This window comes from Gottfriedia sp. NPDC056225, assembly GCF_042267765.1.
In the GTDB taxonomy this organism is placed as follows: domain Bacteria; phylum Bacillota; class Bacilli; order Bacillales; family Bacillaceae_G; genus Gottfriedia.
Genome location: NZ_JBHJTJ010000065.1, coordinates 1 through 15,690 on the forward strand (window position 1 = coordinate 1; position 15,690 = coordinate 15,690).

Below are 15,690 nucleotides of genomic sequence, written 5' to 3' on the forward strand. Positions count from 1 at the left end.
TGTCAATATATTTTTATTATTTTTATTCTTTATCAAGATTTTTATTTCCAATAAAAATTGACCAAGTCAAACCATTATCGATTTCCTTATTATTGTTTAAATCGATAATGTGTATTGTTTCATATAACCAAGCTAATGAAAGGGACAGGACAATAAGCTTTTCTTATTTTACATAAGAGAGTTCTATAATTTGGAGGAGAATTCCACTTTTTTATGTAGTTTCAGACAATCCTTTTTAAAAATATTATTATCAATCTTTCTAATTTTATCATTTCCTTTTATTCTTTTTTGCTTTCGAATCTGCCCTAAGTCTATCTTTCTGAGTCTTGTCTATGCTTTTCGTTTCTTCGATTCTTTCCATATTTTTGATCCACAATATCATTTGAAGAATAGAAAACGAATTGGATGTTCGATTGCGCCATACGTTACGCACCAATTCATTTTGATTTCCTTCAAAAATCATTAGATAATACTCTTTGCAATCTTTTGGTTAAAGTTTTAAATAGAAAATAATTCATAATTATCTATATATTGAATAATAGTTTTAGTGGGACGGTTGAATGATACATATAGGAGGTGTGTAATTTGAAGGAAGTCGAGCATATGGATCGTTTGAAACCAAATATCGTTAATCAATTTTCATCTATTACAAATAACAATGATAATTTTTACCATATCAAATATCAGCAGTTTGATTCGTTTGAAAGATTATTAACAAATGCTGCACCATTAAGTCATAAAAAACATGCGATAATAAAACAAAATTTATCCTTTATTAGACTATTAAATGTAATCCCCAACAATACTAACATTGATATTTTTATTAATAAAAAACCATTAATATCTAATTTATCATTTAAAAACTCGACTCATTATTTAACCATTTATTCTGGAGTACACCTTATTGACATTTTCAAAACTGGGGATTTATCCAATCCGATACACTCTGAAGAAATATCGTTACATGATGAGCAAAATTATACAATTGCAATAGGTGCTAAAGTAGAGCAGATTTCACTCTTTTCTTATACAGATGATCTTTCATTACCTTTAGGAGAAGCTAAAATTCGTTTTATTAACTTATCTCCTAGTTCAACTAATCTTGATTTTGCTGTAAAAGCTGGGGAAGGAGACGTTGTTTTTTCAAATGTACCATATAAAAATGCATCAGAATATCTCCCTATTTCACCTATGACTGTTAATTTAGAAATAAGGTTATCAGGTACAAAATTAATTATTCTGCCGCTTTATCAATCAAAATTCCAAGAAAATATAGTATATGATTTAGTGTCAGTTGGGAGTATTGGTGGGGATTCAAAATTTGATGTTATAAAATTATGTTAGTAAAATAAAAAAACTCGGGTTTTTTCCGAGTTTTTTTATGCCTCTTTTGGCAAAGTTATGCAAAATGCTGTCCAATCCTCATCAGAAATACATTCGATTTTACCATCGTGTTTTTCTACAATTTGTTTACATACAAATAAACCAATTCCAGTACCATGATTTTTTGTCGTAACAAATGGTTCAAAAATTGTCCGTATGCTTTCTTCACTTATTTTAGGGCCATTATTTCTAATTTGAATTTCAATTTTATCTTCTAAATCGACAACTTGATAATGAATCGTTTTTTGACCGTTGTTTTCAGCAAGTGCATCAATTGAATTCATCAGTATATTAAGTAAAACTTGGCGAAGTTCGTTTCGGAAACCTGGTATGTATATATGATTAAAAAGTCCTTCTTGTAAAATAACATTCGAATTTACAATACTTGGATATAGAAAATCAGTTATCTCTTTGAATAAATCATTTATTAAAAAGTTCTCCACCATTTGATCATGATCTTTTTTCGAAACATGAAGAAATTGATCAATTCTAAAATTTAATTGATGCAATTCATGATCTATTATGTCTAAATATTTCAATTCCGGATGATCACCTTTAAGCAATTTAACAAATCCAATAATTGAAGTAAGTGGATTTCTAAATTCATGTACAAAACTAGCTGACATTTGACCAAGAATTGTAAGTCGTTCTTTATGTGTTTCATCTATGAAGTGCTTCTTTTCTTCAATGTCTTGAGTAATAATATAAGAATACTGTTTAACTGTAAAATAAATAAACTGGTCAAAAACATAGTTTATTTTATTAATTAGTGGTTGAAGTAAGCTAATACTTTCTTCAAATTCTGACAAATGTTTAAAAAGTTCACTTCTGCCTATATTCGAGTTATATACAAAATCACCGATGTTTGCGCTGGCTTTCGCTCGTTCAAGGGCTATTTTATGTGCCAAATCTACTACTTGATCCTCATTAATTTTACCTTCAATAAATAATAATGTATAATCAATCAATTTGGTTCCATTAATGATAATCTCGGATTTAAATGGATCATCATCGCTAATTACCGCTTGAGCGACCCAATTCTTCGTTAATGTAGGCATACTTTCCTTTATGAAAGAGCTATACCTACTCTCTATTGATTTATCAATAAGGAACACCTCCAATAAAAATCTATTAATTAAATAGTATCAAATTTTTAAATATTCGTTAAGTAAAAAATAAAAATTTGTCGAATTTATTACAAAAAGGTATTATTTTTTACAATTTTCCGATTTTACATAAAATTAAAATTATAATTATAATGAAGCTAAGATCCAATTAATTTTAAAATTGGCTTTCAAAATTCTCCTATTCAATCTTTTAGTCAGTTATTAATAAACTAAAAGTATGAAAAAATGTCAATAATATCGTATGTAGAATAGAATAAATTTAGATACAATTAAATTAATAAACTGAAAGTAGGTTTTTCGATGGCTAGTAATAATGTTGAAGATTATTTAATTAAAGGTATCTATGGTGAAAAGCAAGTAAAAATTGAAGAACGAAACGTTTTTTTAGGCACAATTCGCGAGAGAATTGAAATTGCATTAACAACTAGTCAAGTTATGTCAAATTCAATTTATCCAAACGTTGAAAATTCAATTAAGAACAAGGATGTCACATTATTATTAAATGGTACCCTTCCTTACAATTCAATCTCAAAATATATTTTAATGGCTAAGAATAAGAATATTCCATTCTCACTTGTCAATAATCTACCCGTCCCTACCCCAATCGGACTAGTGGTGACTCATAGCAAAGCAATTGAGAAGAACGAAATTTTTGTAAAAGATGTCCTTTTTAAATCAACTGATTTTTAATTACTACGGTATGTGAAATTTTAAAAATGATAGATAAAAGCGCAGCTTAATTGTTTGACAATTTAAGTTGCGCTTTCTTCTTGGCTTTCAGTTTTTTTAACTGGTTCACGTGTTAATTCAATTGATTTTATATAGTGCCCATCTAGTTTAAGTACTTTAAATGTACAGTTTTGAAATTTAATAAAGTCTCCCTCTTGGACATCAAAATTTTCGGTTAAAATCCAACCACCAATTGTATCGACATCTGTATCGTCAATATCCAAACTAAAAACATCATTGATTTCACTAATTAATACTTTACCAGCGATAATAAATTTATTTTCGTTTACTTTCGTAATATCCTCTTTTTCATCAACATCAAACTCATCTCGAATTTCTCCAACAATTTCTTCTAAAATGTCTTCAACGGTTACAAGCCCAGAAGTTCCACCATATTCATCAACTAAAATCGACATATGTATATGTTCTCTTTGCATTTTCACAAGCAGATCATGAACAGAAATTGATTCGATAACCTGAATGATCGGTCTAATATATTGTTCAAGTGTTTTTACCTCTGCATCTCCTTTATGAAGGACAAAATCTGTAAAAACATCTTTAAAGTTTATTAATCCGACAACATGGTCTTTATCTCCATCTACAACAGGAAATCGAGTATACTTTTCTGTGCTCATAAAATGAATATTCTCATGAAAAGGTTCGCGCAAATCAATTGCTGTCATTTCCGTTCTAGGTACCATAATTTCTTTAGCGACTCGCATATTAAAATCAAAGATATTATTTACATACTTAAATTCAGATTGATTAATTTCGCCACTCTTATAGCTTTCTGAAAGTAAAATTCTTAATTCTTCTTCTGAATGCGCTACCTCATGTTCGGATGCAGGTGGAAGTCCAAATATTTTTAAGACTAGTCTTGCTGAATTATTAAATAACCATATAAATGGATATGTAATTTTGTAAAATAAAATTAAAACTGGAGCAAACATTAACGTAATTTGTTCTGCCTTTTGAATTGCAATTGTTTTAGGAGCCAATTCACCAACAACTACATGAATAAATGTAATAATCCCAAATGCGATTAAAAATGAAATCGTTTTTGTAAAAGCAGGATTCAAATTCATATGTTCGATTAAAGGTGTAAATATCGTATCTATCGTTGGCTCACCTAACCAACCTAAACCTAAGCTCGTAACAGTAATACCAAGTTGACAAGCTGAAAGATATTCATCAAGATGGGTAATTACTTTTTTAACAGCTCTTGCTTTTTTATTTCCTTCCCCTAACAACTGGTCAATTCTTGAACTTCTTATTTTAACAATCGCAAATTCTGAAGCAACAAAAAAGGCCGTAAATGCAATTAATACAACAACTAAAAGTAACTTAGTTCCAATTCCTAACAACTGAGTCATCCCTCCATTTGGAAGTGAAGGCTATCTTCATAATCTAAATTTTAAAATTAGGTTTATCTTAGTATATTCAGTTAAATAATTTGTTATCAAAAAATTTTAAAAAAGTATTTCATCAAAAGAGCAAATTAAAAATCTATGTCCTGCCCTTCGCTAAAAAACAATATAAAAATAAAAAAGTTTACATAAACAGTCATTTTAATAGTTATATCAAATAAATTCGAAGTATTATAAGAACTTTTGCCGAGTCAACACTAGTTTTGTCAACCATAAAGGAAAGTCGAATTTAATAAAGAACTGTTTATATATAAATTATTAGAGGAGGAATGGCAATGTATACAACTTCTCAAGTAGCGGAACAGCTTCAACTAACAAATAAAAAAGTTTTATTATTTTCAAAAAAAGGTGATTTGAAATTAGAGAAATCCAATAATGGTTATTTATTTACAGATGAACAAATAGAGCAAATTAAAGAAATTTATGAAGAATCAATTCAAGTAGTTGAATCAAAACAAATGGAAACTGACAATATTGATATGATTAGAGAATTAACTCAAAAATTAATCAAACTTGAAGAAAAGGTTGAAACAAAAGCAAACGAGGTTGTTTCAGTGCAAATATTGGAACATCGCTGCGAAATAGAAGACTTAAAAAAAGTAATTGGTACCCTTGAAAATCAAGTTGACCAATTAAATGAACAAGTAACTTTATTAAAAGCTGATTTAGAGGATCAGAAAAAAATTCTAACATTTAAACCAAAAAAGCGGTTTGCAATCTTATCAATTTTTGGAGTTTAATCGTTAGACATAATTCAGTACGAAAACTTAATAAGAGTTCAGAAGCGTAGCAGATTTTCTCTGCTGCGTTTTTTTACATACTTAAATTAATGTTGGTAAAAATAAAAATGAATGAAGGGAGGAATTTCTATGCAAAAAAATGCTCGTCAATTTACTCAAGATGCTACAACTGAACTTAAACACGCTATTGAATGTCTTCAATCTGCATTAGAAACTGTTGAAAAACCACAAAATCACGAAAGAATTGAACAAGCTCTACAAGCTTGTCAAACCGCTTATAATCAAACAAATCAAACAGCTTCTATTCTTGAGCAAGAATAGTGCAATTTGAAAAACTCAGGAATTCCCCTGAGTTTTTTTAGTGTGTTGAAATTATAAGTAGATAATCGATTGAGATAGGCAAAGATATTGAGTAATTCATTTCTATATTAAGACAAAGCAGGCGCGCCGAGGAAGCTCAGCTCTAGCCCCATGGAAAGCGAGAAAGCTGTAGTGGAAATCACTTCATACAACTTCCTTTACATTGAAAAATCTTCCTTAATTAACAATTTCTCTTTTCACTAGTATAGAAAAACTCAGGGTATCCCCTGAGCTTTTCGTAATATTATTTATCGTAATACATCAATATTTCTTTAAATTCATCTGAATGTTTCAATAGTTTAATAGCATGCTTGATATCCAGTAAAAAAGGAACAGCTATAATATCATCACTAATTTCGAAATACTCGTCTATAGGTAAGATTTTAAACCCTACACTTCTAGCAAACATATAAAGTCTTTTATTAATTGTACCAATATACCAATCAGCGTTACTATTCATCGCATGATCATAACAAGCCAATAAAATATGTTTAAAAAACCCTTTCCCTCTATTTTCTCGGGTAATTAATAACTTACTAATTTCATAGATTTCTTCATTTTGGATATATTTAATATACTTGTTTTCGGAAAAATTATAATAATATTTGTTTTTGTCTTCACTGCCAAACTCAAATTTATCAAACTCCAATGTGCCAATTAACTTTTTATCCGAATTACAAATACCATAACGAGTAACTTGATTATGTCTTTTTAAAAAAGGCATTTCGTTTTCTTCACAAAAATCTCCCCAAAGCTCGTTAAATAAATTATTCTCTTCATTTGTATGAATAACACGAAACACTCTCATTCACCCCTAAAATTCCTATATAAATATTCTTATCTTACGTCTATAAACCTATGTTTATACCAAATTTTAATAAACTCACATGAATTCTATTTAGTTATTTTGTTAAAAAATTATATAAATATCTTGAGTACATGGCTCTATTGTATGGTAAAATTTAGCTTTTGGCAACGCTTTCATAAGTAATTATGTATAAAATGTGAATTCCGAATTATAACATAATTAGTTTTGTAATATACATTTCCAATTTAAAATAAGATATAGACAATGTAACGAAATGTCAAACCACAATACTTCTTGTTTAGAAAAAATATGCCCTACGCCTTTCGTTCGGTATAGGGCACTGTTTTTTCTGATAGCGTAGCTAACTTTGAACAATTTGTTCCAAGTTTAAGTTCGAAAATCACTTTATTTCTTCAAGGGTTTTATTAATAATTTCTACTAATTCCCTTTCACCTACTAGCTCATAAAAATCCTCGCCCTTTTTCTTAGGGTAAAACTGAATATAAGTTCCGCAACCTGCCTCTAAAACTTTACGATGAACATTACTTCCTGGATATAAGCAAATTACTTCATTGATCGGTTTTCGCACAAATGATAATTTACCATTCACACGTTCCACATATTTAAGTCCCCAGTATTTATACATTTGTTCCATAGCTTTTGTGTTTCCTACTGGTTGGTAAATATTAAACATAGGGCTATATTTAATTTCAAAAATGATTGATGCAACATATTCATTATTTTTTTTTCGGTAAAAATCTAACCGAATATCGGGCTTCTTAGATTCTTCACCGCTAAAAAAATTAGTTCCTTTCAACAGTGATACTTGTGGACTTCCTTCAATGATTTCGTTATACACTAAGCTAATAATCCATTCTTTGTTTTCAAGCTTTACAAATGCACCATCCATTAGCTCATCATCTTTAATATGCATTAAAATCTGTTCAGCTAACGGTTCTTCATCATTATGAAACTTCAACTTAAGGAAAATATCGCATAATGAAAAAAAAACAAAGTATTCATATAGTAAAAAAGTAGGCTTATAAACAGGTAAAAGCATTTGTTTTTTACCATACTCCTTTACCTTTTTATCAAACAAACTTAACGAGTGAATAAAGTTTAAAAACACTTTAGAAGGACTGGTCGGATAATTAGACGTATCATTATCAGTCGCGATCCGAAAAATACCGATTGTATATTCTCTAAAATAAACTTCATAAAGTTTTTCTAAGGAATTCGTAATTCGTTCTTTCTCTGAAACGCTTTTCACTAATTTTTCGAGCTCGATTTCCTTTAATAATTTTGACTGTCGATATTTAGCTTTTTCCCGATCCGTAATTGAACCATTACCGACAACGTTCTGCATCATTTTTTCAATATCTCTTATTTGAAAATCGATTTGATTCATTTTATTTTTGTCTTTTACTAATTCATATTTTACAAAAGTTAATAGCGTTTCAATTGTTAATAAAAATTTGCGAACCTTATTTTTTGCATACTTGATTTCATCTAAATAATTTTCCTCTTGAACAACGGGCTGCATCGTTAAATTCGTTGCATTTGAAATGTCTGGATGCAATAAATTCCATCTAATCGTAGTGAAATCTAATTTTTTAACTTGCCTTTTTAATTCATATTCTTTTTTTTGTTTCCGCTTTAGTTTACTAATAAATTGCTGAATAGCTACAAGTAATCGCTCTTCATTAGCTTCGATAAAGCGAATAATTGGCCAAAAATACATCGTTCCATTTTGTGTTAAAGAAGCTGAAGATTTTTTAAAGTATTGAGAATCATTCATTATTCCATTGATTTGTTGATGTAAAGTGGCATGCATCCACTCTAATTGATCATATTCTAAATTTTTCGGTACGATTTTAATCATTCCGTAAAAATGTTGTTCCTGATAAACAATGCAAAATTCATAATAACCACATCTCCAAGGATATGCATTTTCCGTTTTACCATGTTCATAAATTAGTATTCTTCTATTTTCTGGTGTGAAAATATATTGATGATCATCCAAATTTTCTTGTTGAAAATGATACAAATTGTTCCAAATGAATGTAATTTTACCGTCAAATTCACCATCAACTTGAAATAAAAACCTTTTTAATTCCTGTATTTCATAGGCGAATAAATAAGCTTCCTTTGGATTCATCGTTAGTGCATCAAGAGAGATTTTTTCTTCTTTGCCTCTAGTTCCAACTAGAATTGCAATTGTAAATGGTAGATAAAGAGGTTCAAAAACTTCTGGACTTTCGTTAGTTGACATATCCATCAATCTCCAGCTGTTTTCTTTTCTTTTTCAATTCTTTAATAGAATTCTCAAAATCAGAAATTGATCTACCTAAATTTGATTTCATAATCATGTTTAACAGCCCTTCTTGTTCATTCCCCTCTCCGGTACCAATTAATTCTTCTAAATTTGCAAACAGTCCCCTGACCTTCGTTAATACACGTTGCTTTACAAAAAGATCGATTGCTTCTCTACGTTCAAATTGGATATGTGAAGGCAATGTAGGGATATTAGCTAAATAATTTGATAAATCTTTTATCATTCGAGGAGAGATAATTCGTTCACTAAGCGACTGCTCAACTATTTTATTAAATTCGTCAAAAAACTTAAGCTCGTCATTTGTAAGCTCTGAAGAACTGAACGTTTTCTTCGTCCAATTATTAAAGGATTCTGCATTAATATAAATTTGAGGTACATTTTCATAAATATTTTCATTACTCATCTTTTCAGCATAATTTACAAAAGACGTAGATCTAAGTGAGATGATATTAACGCGGTCTAATAATCTTAAAGAAAACTCACTAGAGGTTTCATCAAAATTAACTGTACCAACAAAAATAATATTATTTCCTATTTTTACTTTAGGCTTATAATATTGGTTAATTACGACATTATGATCATGAAATAATGTAATAAATCTCTTATCTTGTGGCATTTCTAAAATTGATAAAAATTTACTAAACCAATGTTCAATTTGAGAAAGATTCATCTCATCAAAAATCACCATATACATCCTGTGTGGAAATTGCTCTGCCTCTATAAGTAATTTTGTTAAACCAGTCTCTGAGTCTATATAGATTCCTGTTGCCGGATTTAAATAGCCTAATAAATCGTAATGTTCCCGATAAGATGGAGAAATTGGAACAAAAAGTAGCTCTTTACCAAACTCCAGTCCTAAAGTCTCACCATAAACCCTTGCTAGTTGTGACTTCCCTGTACCGCTGACTCCACCTAATATTGTCAATGCCTGGAACTTACAACATATATGAAAATTTATGATGTCTTTTTTTTCATACAACAAGCCTTGCTGCAAGCAATTTTGATAAAACCTTTCAATGAACGCATTTTCAGAATCACTACTCCACTCATTTGGAAATGGTTGTTTCTCAGTAAATTCTTGAGTATAGATCAGTTCTCTACATTCTTTTTTAAAGTCTTTTTTCAGCTCATCCCACTGTTTTTCCGGGATAAAATAAATTAAATTATTTAAATGAATAAAAGACTTTTTCAGTTCATCCTCATCATATTCTTGAAAAGTAACTTCATTTTGCTTTTCTAAGTAACTGATATCATTCATCATCGATTTTAAAAATAAATTTCCATATAGTCTATTTTCATAAAAAATAAATTCGGGTTGTTCAAAGTCATTAAAATATTTAGGTAAATGAATTGGCAAGGATCCTTTTATTAACCGATTCTCCACCTCTTCACGTTTACCATCCCCTCTAAGTTCAATAACTGGTAAAAGATGATAGAATGTATCTCTTTTCCCATCAAAAAACTCAACTAAATCTGCTGTAATTACTTCATTCGCATATTCTAAACGAAACATGACTAACTTAGAATCAAACACCTTTTTTAGACCGTCAATTATATCGTCTTTTTTCTTACTTTTAATCCATGGTTTTATTTTACTTTCATTATTTTTATTTGCAGTTGTCCCTACAAACAGCACGTCTTGAGTTGAAAAACTAGCTTTTAATTTTGATGGAATTGGAGATAAGCATTCTACATAAAAACGAATATGATCTTCATCCTCATAAAAAAGCAAGCTCTGCTTTTCTTGATCCACTACTCTTTCTGTAACAATTTTTCCAAGAAATAAGAAATTATGAATTTTTTTCACTAATTTCTGGGTCAATGCGCGTTTTAATTTCAAAGTCATTTCCCCCACTTTCCGACATTTCTCCTACATTTTACGTTCAAAGTATAGAAATTATGAATACTACGGCCTTATTACAAATAAAAACACCTAGGAAATCCTAGATGTTTAATAGTAGACAAAGTATAAAATCAAGTTGTTGTTAATTGTTTCTTCTAGTGTAATTTGTGTATGTTAAATAAAATGAAAAAGTCCTAAAGCATTAATTGATAATAAACAATATCTAACCATTGATTAAACTTCTGGCCAACTTTATAAAAATGTCCTACCTTTTGATATCCTAATTTTTCATGTAATCTTTCACTAACTTCATTTCCACTAGTTATACATGAAATAATTGTATAATGGCCTAATTTTTTAGCAGTTTCGATCATCTCAACCATTAATGCTTTTGCTAATCCTTTACGACGATGGTCTGGATGGATATAAACAGATAATTCTACTGTATGTTTATATGCATCTTTTTCTTTAAATTGTGTTATTGCACAATAACCAGAGACGATTCCATTCTCTTTAGAAACAATAACTGGATAAAGTTCTGGATGATTATGAAACCATATTAGCATTTCCTCTTCCGTTTTAATTTTCGTGTCAAATGTAGCAGTTGTGTTCATGATTGCGTCATTATAAATTGTTATAATATCTTTTACATCTTCTTTTGCTGCAAATGTTATTTCCATTAAACTTCCTCTTCTCATTTATTAATTCTATTTCCTTATTTTACATTATAATAAACTTTTTTAACTATTGGTTTTATCAATTCTGGCTTATCCTGATTATTTTCTTTGCATTTTTTCGCGTAATACCTGCACCTAAATTAGGCTCATTACATATACTGCGTTAGTCGGAATGTTAGGAGGTATAAGTATGAGTGAAAAAGAAAATAACAACACTCCAGATGAAAAACAAAGCCATTCATCTATTGATTTACAACATTATTTAAAAAAGGTGGATGATTTAATCGATCAATCCCCTATTAGAGGTCTTTTTGATGAAATTGATAAATTCTTCCATAAACACGGTGTATTTTCTTCAATTGGAGTAGAAATCATTGAAAATGGAGAAGAGCTAATTATTCAAGCAAGTATGCCTGGTGTTAGCAAAGAACAAATTTATATGGACTTAGAAGGAACAATCTTAACAATAGGCTTAAAAGCTGATACGACTACTGAAGTTTTAAACGATCAAACAAACTACTCATATAAAAAATATTCTTATAGCCAATCCCAACGAATTGTTAAATTACCATATCCAATCAATGCAACGACAGCGACTGCAATATACGAAAATGGAATGCTTGTCATAAAAGGTACAAAATTACCAGAATACCAAAAACAAATCTTTTTAGACTGAAAATCATTTCAATTAGCTAGCAATAACTAAATTCAAAATAAAAAAACTGAGTATCTTTTAAGTACTCAGTTTTTTATTAAATCATATTTTATTTTAACATTTAACCATTATTGGCCGTTCAATGTTTTAATATCTGACAAAATGTCATCAAATGGCACATTACTTACACCGCTGTAATCTTTCACAATCTTGCCTTTTTGATCAATTAAATAAAACCTAGTACCATGAATAACTTGAGAATTGTTTTTTGGTTTTTTAACAATTGTTTTAAAATTTTCTGAAGCAAATTTTTCGATATGATTTTGAGAATAACCAGTTAAGAAGTTCCAATTACTAAAGTCAGCATTAAATTTATTAGCGTATGTCGTTAATAATTGTGGTGTATCAACTCCTGGATCAATACTAAACGAAATAAAGTCCACGTTCAATTTCTTTTCTGCTGCCTTTTGTTGTAATTTTGCCATATTTGCTGTCATCGGCGGACAAACTGTTTGACAACTTGTAAATATAAAATTAGCTAGCCAAACTTTACCTTTTAAATTCTTTGTACCAAATGACTGATTTTCTTGATTTTTGTATGTAAATTTCTCTAAATCCCAATTTAAAGGATTATCAAGTTTATTTCCACAACCACTTAATAATGAAAGACATAAAATCACTATTAATGTCATGAATAACCTATTTTTCTTCATACTTATCCCCCTAAGTTGCGTTGTACTCGTCCATTGTATCAAAAATAGCTTGCTCTTTTCTAATATTTTAAATTAATTAACATATAAACTTTAAATTTTTCAAAAGATAATTTTACAAACTAAAGTTACACTAATCATGTTGATTAATAATCTTCGAAAGGATGACTGATCATGGCAAATAAAAAATACAAAAACTTAGACACGAGTTATCGTAAAACTTTTAAAGATTATGTCAAATGTGGAATTGAAAGAAGTAAAAAAAGAAAAGATTACAGCAGTACAATTCAACAAAGTAGTCAAAAGGAAATCTCATTTTTAAAAGAAAATCGTCATAAAACAACCATTACATGGATTGGACATTCTACTTTTCTAATTCAAATTAACGGAATCAATATTTTAACTGATCCAGTTTACGCTAATCAAATGGCCTTAAAAAAACGTTTATCAAATCCAGGGCTATCTTTATCCGAATTACCTCCAATTGACATAATTTGTATCTCACATGGTCATTATGATCATCTTGATTTTAATACATTACGCCATTTTCCAAAAAACACATTATTCATTTTACCAATAGGTTTAAAGGAAAAGTTTCATAAACGTGGCTATCATAACGTAAGTGAAATGAATTGGTGGGAATCAAAAAACTATTCTGGAATTAATGTTTCATTTGTCCCTGCACAACACTGGACGAAGCGAACATTATTTGACAGAAATAAATCACATTGGGGTGGGTTTGTTTTCAAAACATCTACAGAATGCTTATATCACGTTGGTGATAGTGCATATTTCTCAGGCTTTAAAGAAATTGGGAAAAAATTTAAAATTGATACAGCAATCATCCCAATTGGAGCATATGAACCTGAATGGTTTATGAAATACAACCATATGTCACCTGAGGAGGCTGTGCAAGCGTTTATCGATTTAAATGCAAAATTATTTATCCCAATGCATTACGGAACCTTTAAACTTGCAGATGACACTCCAATCGAAGCATTAGAGCGATTATGTTCTGAATGGAAAAGAAAGAAATTAAAAACTGAAAAGCTTAAAATATCTTTACTAGGCGAAACAATTCTGCATTCTAAAGTAATTAATAAAAAAGAAGAAGCCATTTTTTATTGAGGCTTCTTCTTTTAATTATGAAAAAATATTACTCAGCGTAAAAAACAAACCCAATTGCACCTTTACCAGTATGTGTGCTTATAACCGGTGTAGTATAGCCAGTTTTATCTAATTCAAAATTTGAAAATTGTTGAATTGAATTTCTAAGAGCATCTGCAAGTTCTGGAGCATCTGCATGGGCAATTCCTACCCCTTTAATCGTTTTTCCATTTGTATCTTGCTCAAAATACTTCGTTAACGTTTTTACGACTTGTGGATGGCTACGCACCTTTCCAACTGGAGAATAAACTCCTCCATCAAGTGATGCGATTGGTTTAATATTTAATAATGAACCAATAAATGCTTTACCCTTCCCAATTCTTCCGCCTTTAACTAAATTTTCAAGTGTATCTACCATAATATATAAATATGAATTATTTTTAATTTCCGTAATACGTTTAACGATTTCTTCTTTTGTTGATCCGTCTTCTGCCATTTTTGCTGCTTCTATTACTTGAAAAGCCATTGCTCTTGTAATAAATGCTGAATCTATTACTGTAACATCACCTTCCACCATACCAGCTGCTACGCATGCAGTTGAATAAGTACCACTTAAACCACTTGATAAATGAATTGAAATAACTTTACTACCATCAGCTGTTAATTTTTCAAATGTCTCTACAAATGTACCAACAGCTGGTTGTGAAGTCTTTGGCAATTCGACTGTTTGTTGCATTTTATCGATAAATTCCTTCGGTGAGATCGTAACACCGTCTATATAAGTTTCACCATTTATTTGAATTGATAATGGAATTACTGTTATATTTAAATTTTCAATTTCTTCTTTTAATAAGTCGGCCGTTGAGTCAGTAACAATCTTAATATTCGCCAATTGATTCACATCTTTCTCTTCTAAAATTCTACAAATTTTGCAAAGCTAACTTATTATATCATTTTTATTTTCAGTTAACAGTAACTATTAAAATTCCATTAAAAATTCAAAATTTATTAAAAAATCGTATTGACTTCAGAGAAAAATTAGGAAATTGAAGCAATAAACTATTAAAAGGGACACTCATATTGACCTTAATAAAATAAAAAAACTCGGTATCATACCGAGTTTTTTACACGTTGTTGGAATAAGAACCTATCAATTAATAAATTTTCCCATGAAAAAGAAGCTAAGTGTAGTTGATTTCCACTACAGGAATCTCGCTTTCCATGGTGCAAGACCTGAGCCTCCTCGGCAAGCCTGCGGGGTCTCAGCCTTCCCGCATCTCCCATAGGAGTCGAGAATCCTTTCCGTTCCAATCAACTTTTTCAAATAAAAGCAGCGATAAAGAACTTTACTATCGTATGGGAATATCACTTAGTAACAATTTAACTTTTGACTATTTTTTATTTCAACGCACTAAAAAAAACTCGGTACTAGTCCGAGTTTTTTAGTAATTTATTTACTTTTTCTTCTCATCTTTATCTTCTAAAAGATCATTTGTAAGGCCTTGTGTAGAACGCTTAAATTCTCTAAGTGTATCTCCAAATGCCCTTCCGATTTCAGGTAATTTTTTTGGTCCAAATATAATTAAAGCTAAAATTAGAATTAAAATTAAACCTGGAAAGCCTATGTTAGCCATTATTTTCCCCCAACTTCCATCCACTATTAATAAGTAAGTACCAAACTTTCCTTATATAGTAATATTGTCAAAAATTTGTCCATTCGTCAAATAATTTTAAGGATTTTTATAAAATTTTAATAAGTATTAAGATTTAGTTTACATAATAATATTAT

The 15,690-nt window shown here is 29.6% G+C and carries 15 protein-coding genes; 6 read left to right on the top strand and 9 right to left on the bottom strand.

What is annotated here, in order from left to right; all coding sequences use genetic code 11:
* Positions 1–585 precede the first annotated feature (585 nt).
* Complete coding sequence (locus ACFCYN_RS22920) at positions 586–1,344, top strand: DUF4397 domain-containing protein (protein WP_375952020.1); 759 nt, start codon at positions 586–588, stop codon at positions 1,342–1,344.
* A gap of 35 nt (positions 1,345–1,379) precedes the next feature.
* Here the strand turns inward: ACFCYN_RS22920 and ACFCYN_RS22925 are convergent, their stop codons facing one another.
* Entirely contained in the window at positions 1,380–2,519 is a 1,140-nt protein-coding gene (locus ACFCYN_RS22925) for a histidine kinase N-terminal domain-containing protein (RefSeq protein ID WP_373605000.1), read from the bottom strand.
* Between the two features lie 291 nt (positions 2,520–2,810).
* Between ACFCYN_RS22925 and ACFCYN_RS22930 the strand changes: the two genes are divergently transcribed.
* Positions 2,811–3,200, top strand: coding sequence for a YueI family protein (locus ACFCYN_RS22930; protein WP_375952022.1), 390 nt, complete (start codon positions 2,811–2,813; stop codon positions 3,198–3,200).
* Between the two features lie 62 nt (positions 3,201–3,262).
* Here ACFCYN_RS22930 and ACFCYN_RS22935 read toward each other — a convergent pair whose 3' ends face one another.
* Positions 3,263–4,612: a hemolysin family protein gene (locus tag ACFCYN_RS22935; RefSeq protein ID WP_375952024.1), complete on the bottom strand. Its 1,350-nt coding sequence runs from the start codon at positions 4,610–4,612 to the stop codon at positions 3,263–3,265.
* Between the two features lie 329 nt (positions 4,613–4,941).
* Here ACFCYN_RS22935 and ACFCYN_RS22940 point away from each other — a divergent pair, with 329 nt between their 5' ends.
* The gene (locus ACFCYN_RS22940; RefSeq protein WP_375952026.1) at positions 4,942–5,406 is read left to right on the top strand and encodes a MerR family transcriptional regulator; all 465 of its coding nucleotides are present in this window, start codon (positions 4,942–4,944) and stop codon (positions 5,404–5,406) included.
* Positions 5,407–5,535: 129 nt separating this feature from the next.
* The gene (locus ACFCYN_RS22945; protein ID WP_098121623.1) at positions 5,536–5,727 is read left to right on the top strand and encodes a hypothetical protein; all 192 of its coding nucleotides are present in this window, start codon (positions 5,536–5,538) and stop codon (positions 5,725–5,727) included.
* Between the two features lie 283 nt (positions 5,728–6,010).
* Here the strand turns inward: ACFCYN_RS22945 and ACFCYN_RS22950 are convergent, their stop codons facing one another.
* The 4 genes from ACFCYN_RS22950 to ACFCYN_RS22965 all read right to left on the bottom strand — a co-directional run bounded on the left by ACFCYN_RS22950 (position 6,011) and on the right by ACFCYN_RS22965 (position 11,432).
* The gene (locus ACFCYN_RS22950) at positions 6,011–6,568 is read right to left on the bottom strand and encodes a hypothetical protein (RefSeq protein WP_172444255.1); all 558 of its coding nucleotides are present in this window, start codon (positions 6,566–6,568) and stop codon (positions 6,011–6,013) included.
* A 406-nt stretch (positions 6,569–6,974) separates the two neighbouring features.
* Positions 6,975–8,846: a hypothetical protein gene (locus ACFCYN_RS22955; protein WP_172444254.1), complete on the bottom strand. Its 1,872-nt coding sequence runs from the start codon at positions 8,844–8,846 to the stop codon at positions 6,975–6,977.
* A complete protein-coding gene (locus ACFCYN_RS22960) occupies positions 8,836–10,749 on the bottom strand; it encodes a hypothetical protein (RefSeq protein ID WP_375952029.1) in 1,914 nt (637 codons plus the stop codon). Before ACFCYN_RS22960 ends, ACFCYN_RS22955 begins: the two co-directional genes overlap by 11 nt.
* Before the next feature lie 197 nt (positions 10,750–10,946).
* The gene (locus ACFCYN_RS22965; RefSeq protein WP_375952031.1) at positions 10,947–11,432 is read right to left on the bottom strand and encodes a GNAT family N-acetyltransferase; all 486 of its coding nucleotides are present in this window, start codon (positions 11,430–11,432) and stop codon (positions 10,947–10,949) included.
* A gap of 187 nt (positions 11,433–11,619) precedes the next feature.
* On the opposite strand from ACFCYN_RS22965, the gene ACFCYN_RS22970 reads away from it, so the two are divergent.
* Positions 11,620–12,105 (top strand): Hsp20/alpha crystallin family protein, encoded by a 486-nt coding sequence (locus ACFCYN_RS22970; RefSeq protein ID WP_172444251.1) that lies wholly within the window; start codon positions 11,620–11,622, stop codon positions 12,103–12,105.
* A 107-nt stretch (positions 12,106–12,212) separates the two neighbouring features.
* Here ACFCYN_RS22970 and ACFCYN_RS22975 read toward each other — a convergent pair whose 3' ends face one another.
* A complete protein-coding gene (locus tag ACFCYN_RS22975; RefSeq protein WP_375952033.1) occupies positions 12,213–12,797 on the bottom strand; it encodes an SCO family protein in 585 nt (194 codons plus the stop codon).
* 171 nt (positions 12,798–12,968) lie between these two features.
* Here ACFCYN_RS22975 and ACFCYN_RS22980 point away from each other — a divergent pair, with 171 nt between their 5' ends.
* A complete protein-coding gene (locus ACFCYN_RS22980) occupies positions 12,969–13,922 on the top strand; it encodes an MBL fold metallo-hydrolase (RefSeq protein ID WP_172444249.1) in 954 nt (317 codons plus the stop codon).
* A gap of 28 nt (positions 13,923–13,950) precedes the next feature.
* Here the strand turns inward: ACFCYN_RS22980 and ACFCYN_RS22985 are convergent, their stop codons facing one another.
* Both ACFCYN_RS22985 and ACFCYN_RS22990 read right to left on the bottom strand, forming a co-directional pair.
* Complete coding sequence (locus ACFCYN_RS22985; RefSeq protein ID WP_098172429.1) at positions 13,951–14,793, bottom strand: DegV family protein; 843 nt, start codon at positions 14,791–14,793, stop codon at positions 13,951–13,953.
* A gap of 562 nt (positions 14,794–15,355) precedes the next feature.
* Positions 15,356–15,538, bottom strand: a complete 183-nt coding sequence (locus ACFCYN_RS22990) for a twin-arginine translocase TatA/TatE family subunit (RefSeq protein ID WP_216854236.1) — start codon at positions 15,536–15,538, stop codon at positions 15,356–15,358.
* Positions 15,539–15,690: the final 152 nt, after the last annotated feature.

Bases quoted from the DNA above. Each gene is read 5' to 3' on its own strand.
- ACFCYN_RS22940 (WP_375952026.1), top strand. From the start codon at position 4,942: ATGTATACAACTTCTCAAGTAGCGGAACAGCTTCAACTAACAAATAAA.
- ACFCYN_RS22955 (WP_172444254.1), bottom strand. From the start codon at position 8,846: ATGTCAACTAACGAAAGTCCAGAAGTTTTTGAACCTCTTTATCTACCA.
- ACFCYN_RS22945 (WP_098121623.1), top strand. From the start codon at position 5,536: ATGCAAAAAAATGCTCGTCAATTTACTCAAGATGCTACAACTGAACTT.
- ACFCYN_RS22975 (WP_375952033.1), bottom strand. From the start codon at position 12,797: ATGAAGAAAAATAGGTTATTCATGACATTAATAGTGATTTTATGTCTT.
- ACFCYN_RS22980 (WP_172444249.1), top strand. From the start codon at position 12,969: ATGGCAAATAAAAAATACAAAAACTTAGACACGAGTTATCGTAAAACT.
- ACFCYN_RS22965 (WP_375952031.1), bottom strand. From the start codon at position 11,432: ATGGAAATAACATTTGCAGCAAAAGAAGATGTAAAAGATATTATAACA.
- ACFCYN_RS22930 (WP_375952022.1), top strand. From the start codon at position 2,811: ATGGCTAGTAATAATGTTGAAGATTATTTAATTAAAGGTATCTATGGT.
- ACFCYN_RS22935 (WP_375952024.1), bottom strand. From the start codon at position 4,612: ATGACTCAGTTGTTAGGAATTGGAACTAAGTTACTTTTAGTTGTTGTA.
- ACFCYN_RS22970 (WP_172444251.1), top strand. From the start codon at position 11,620: ATGAGTGAAAAAGAAAATAACAACACTCCAGATGAAAAACAAAGCCAT.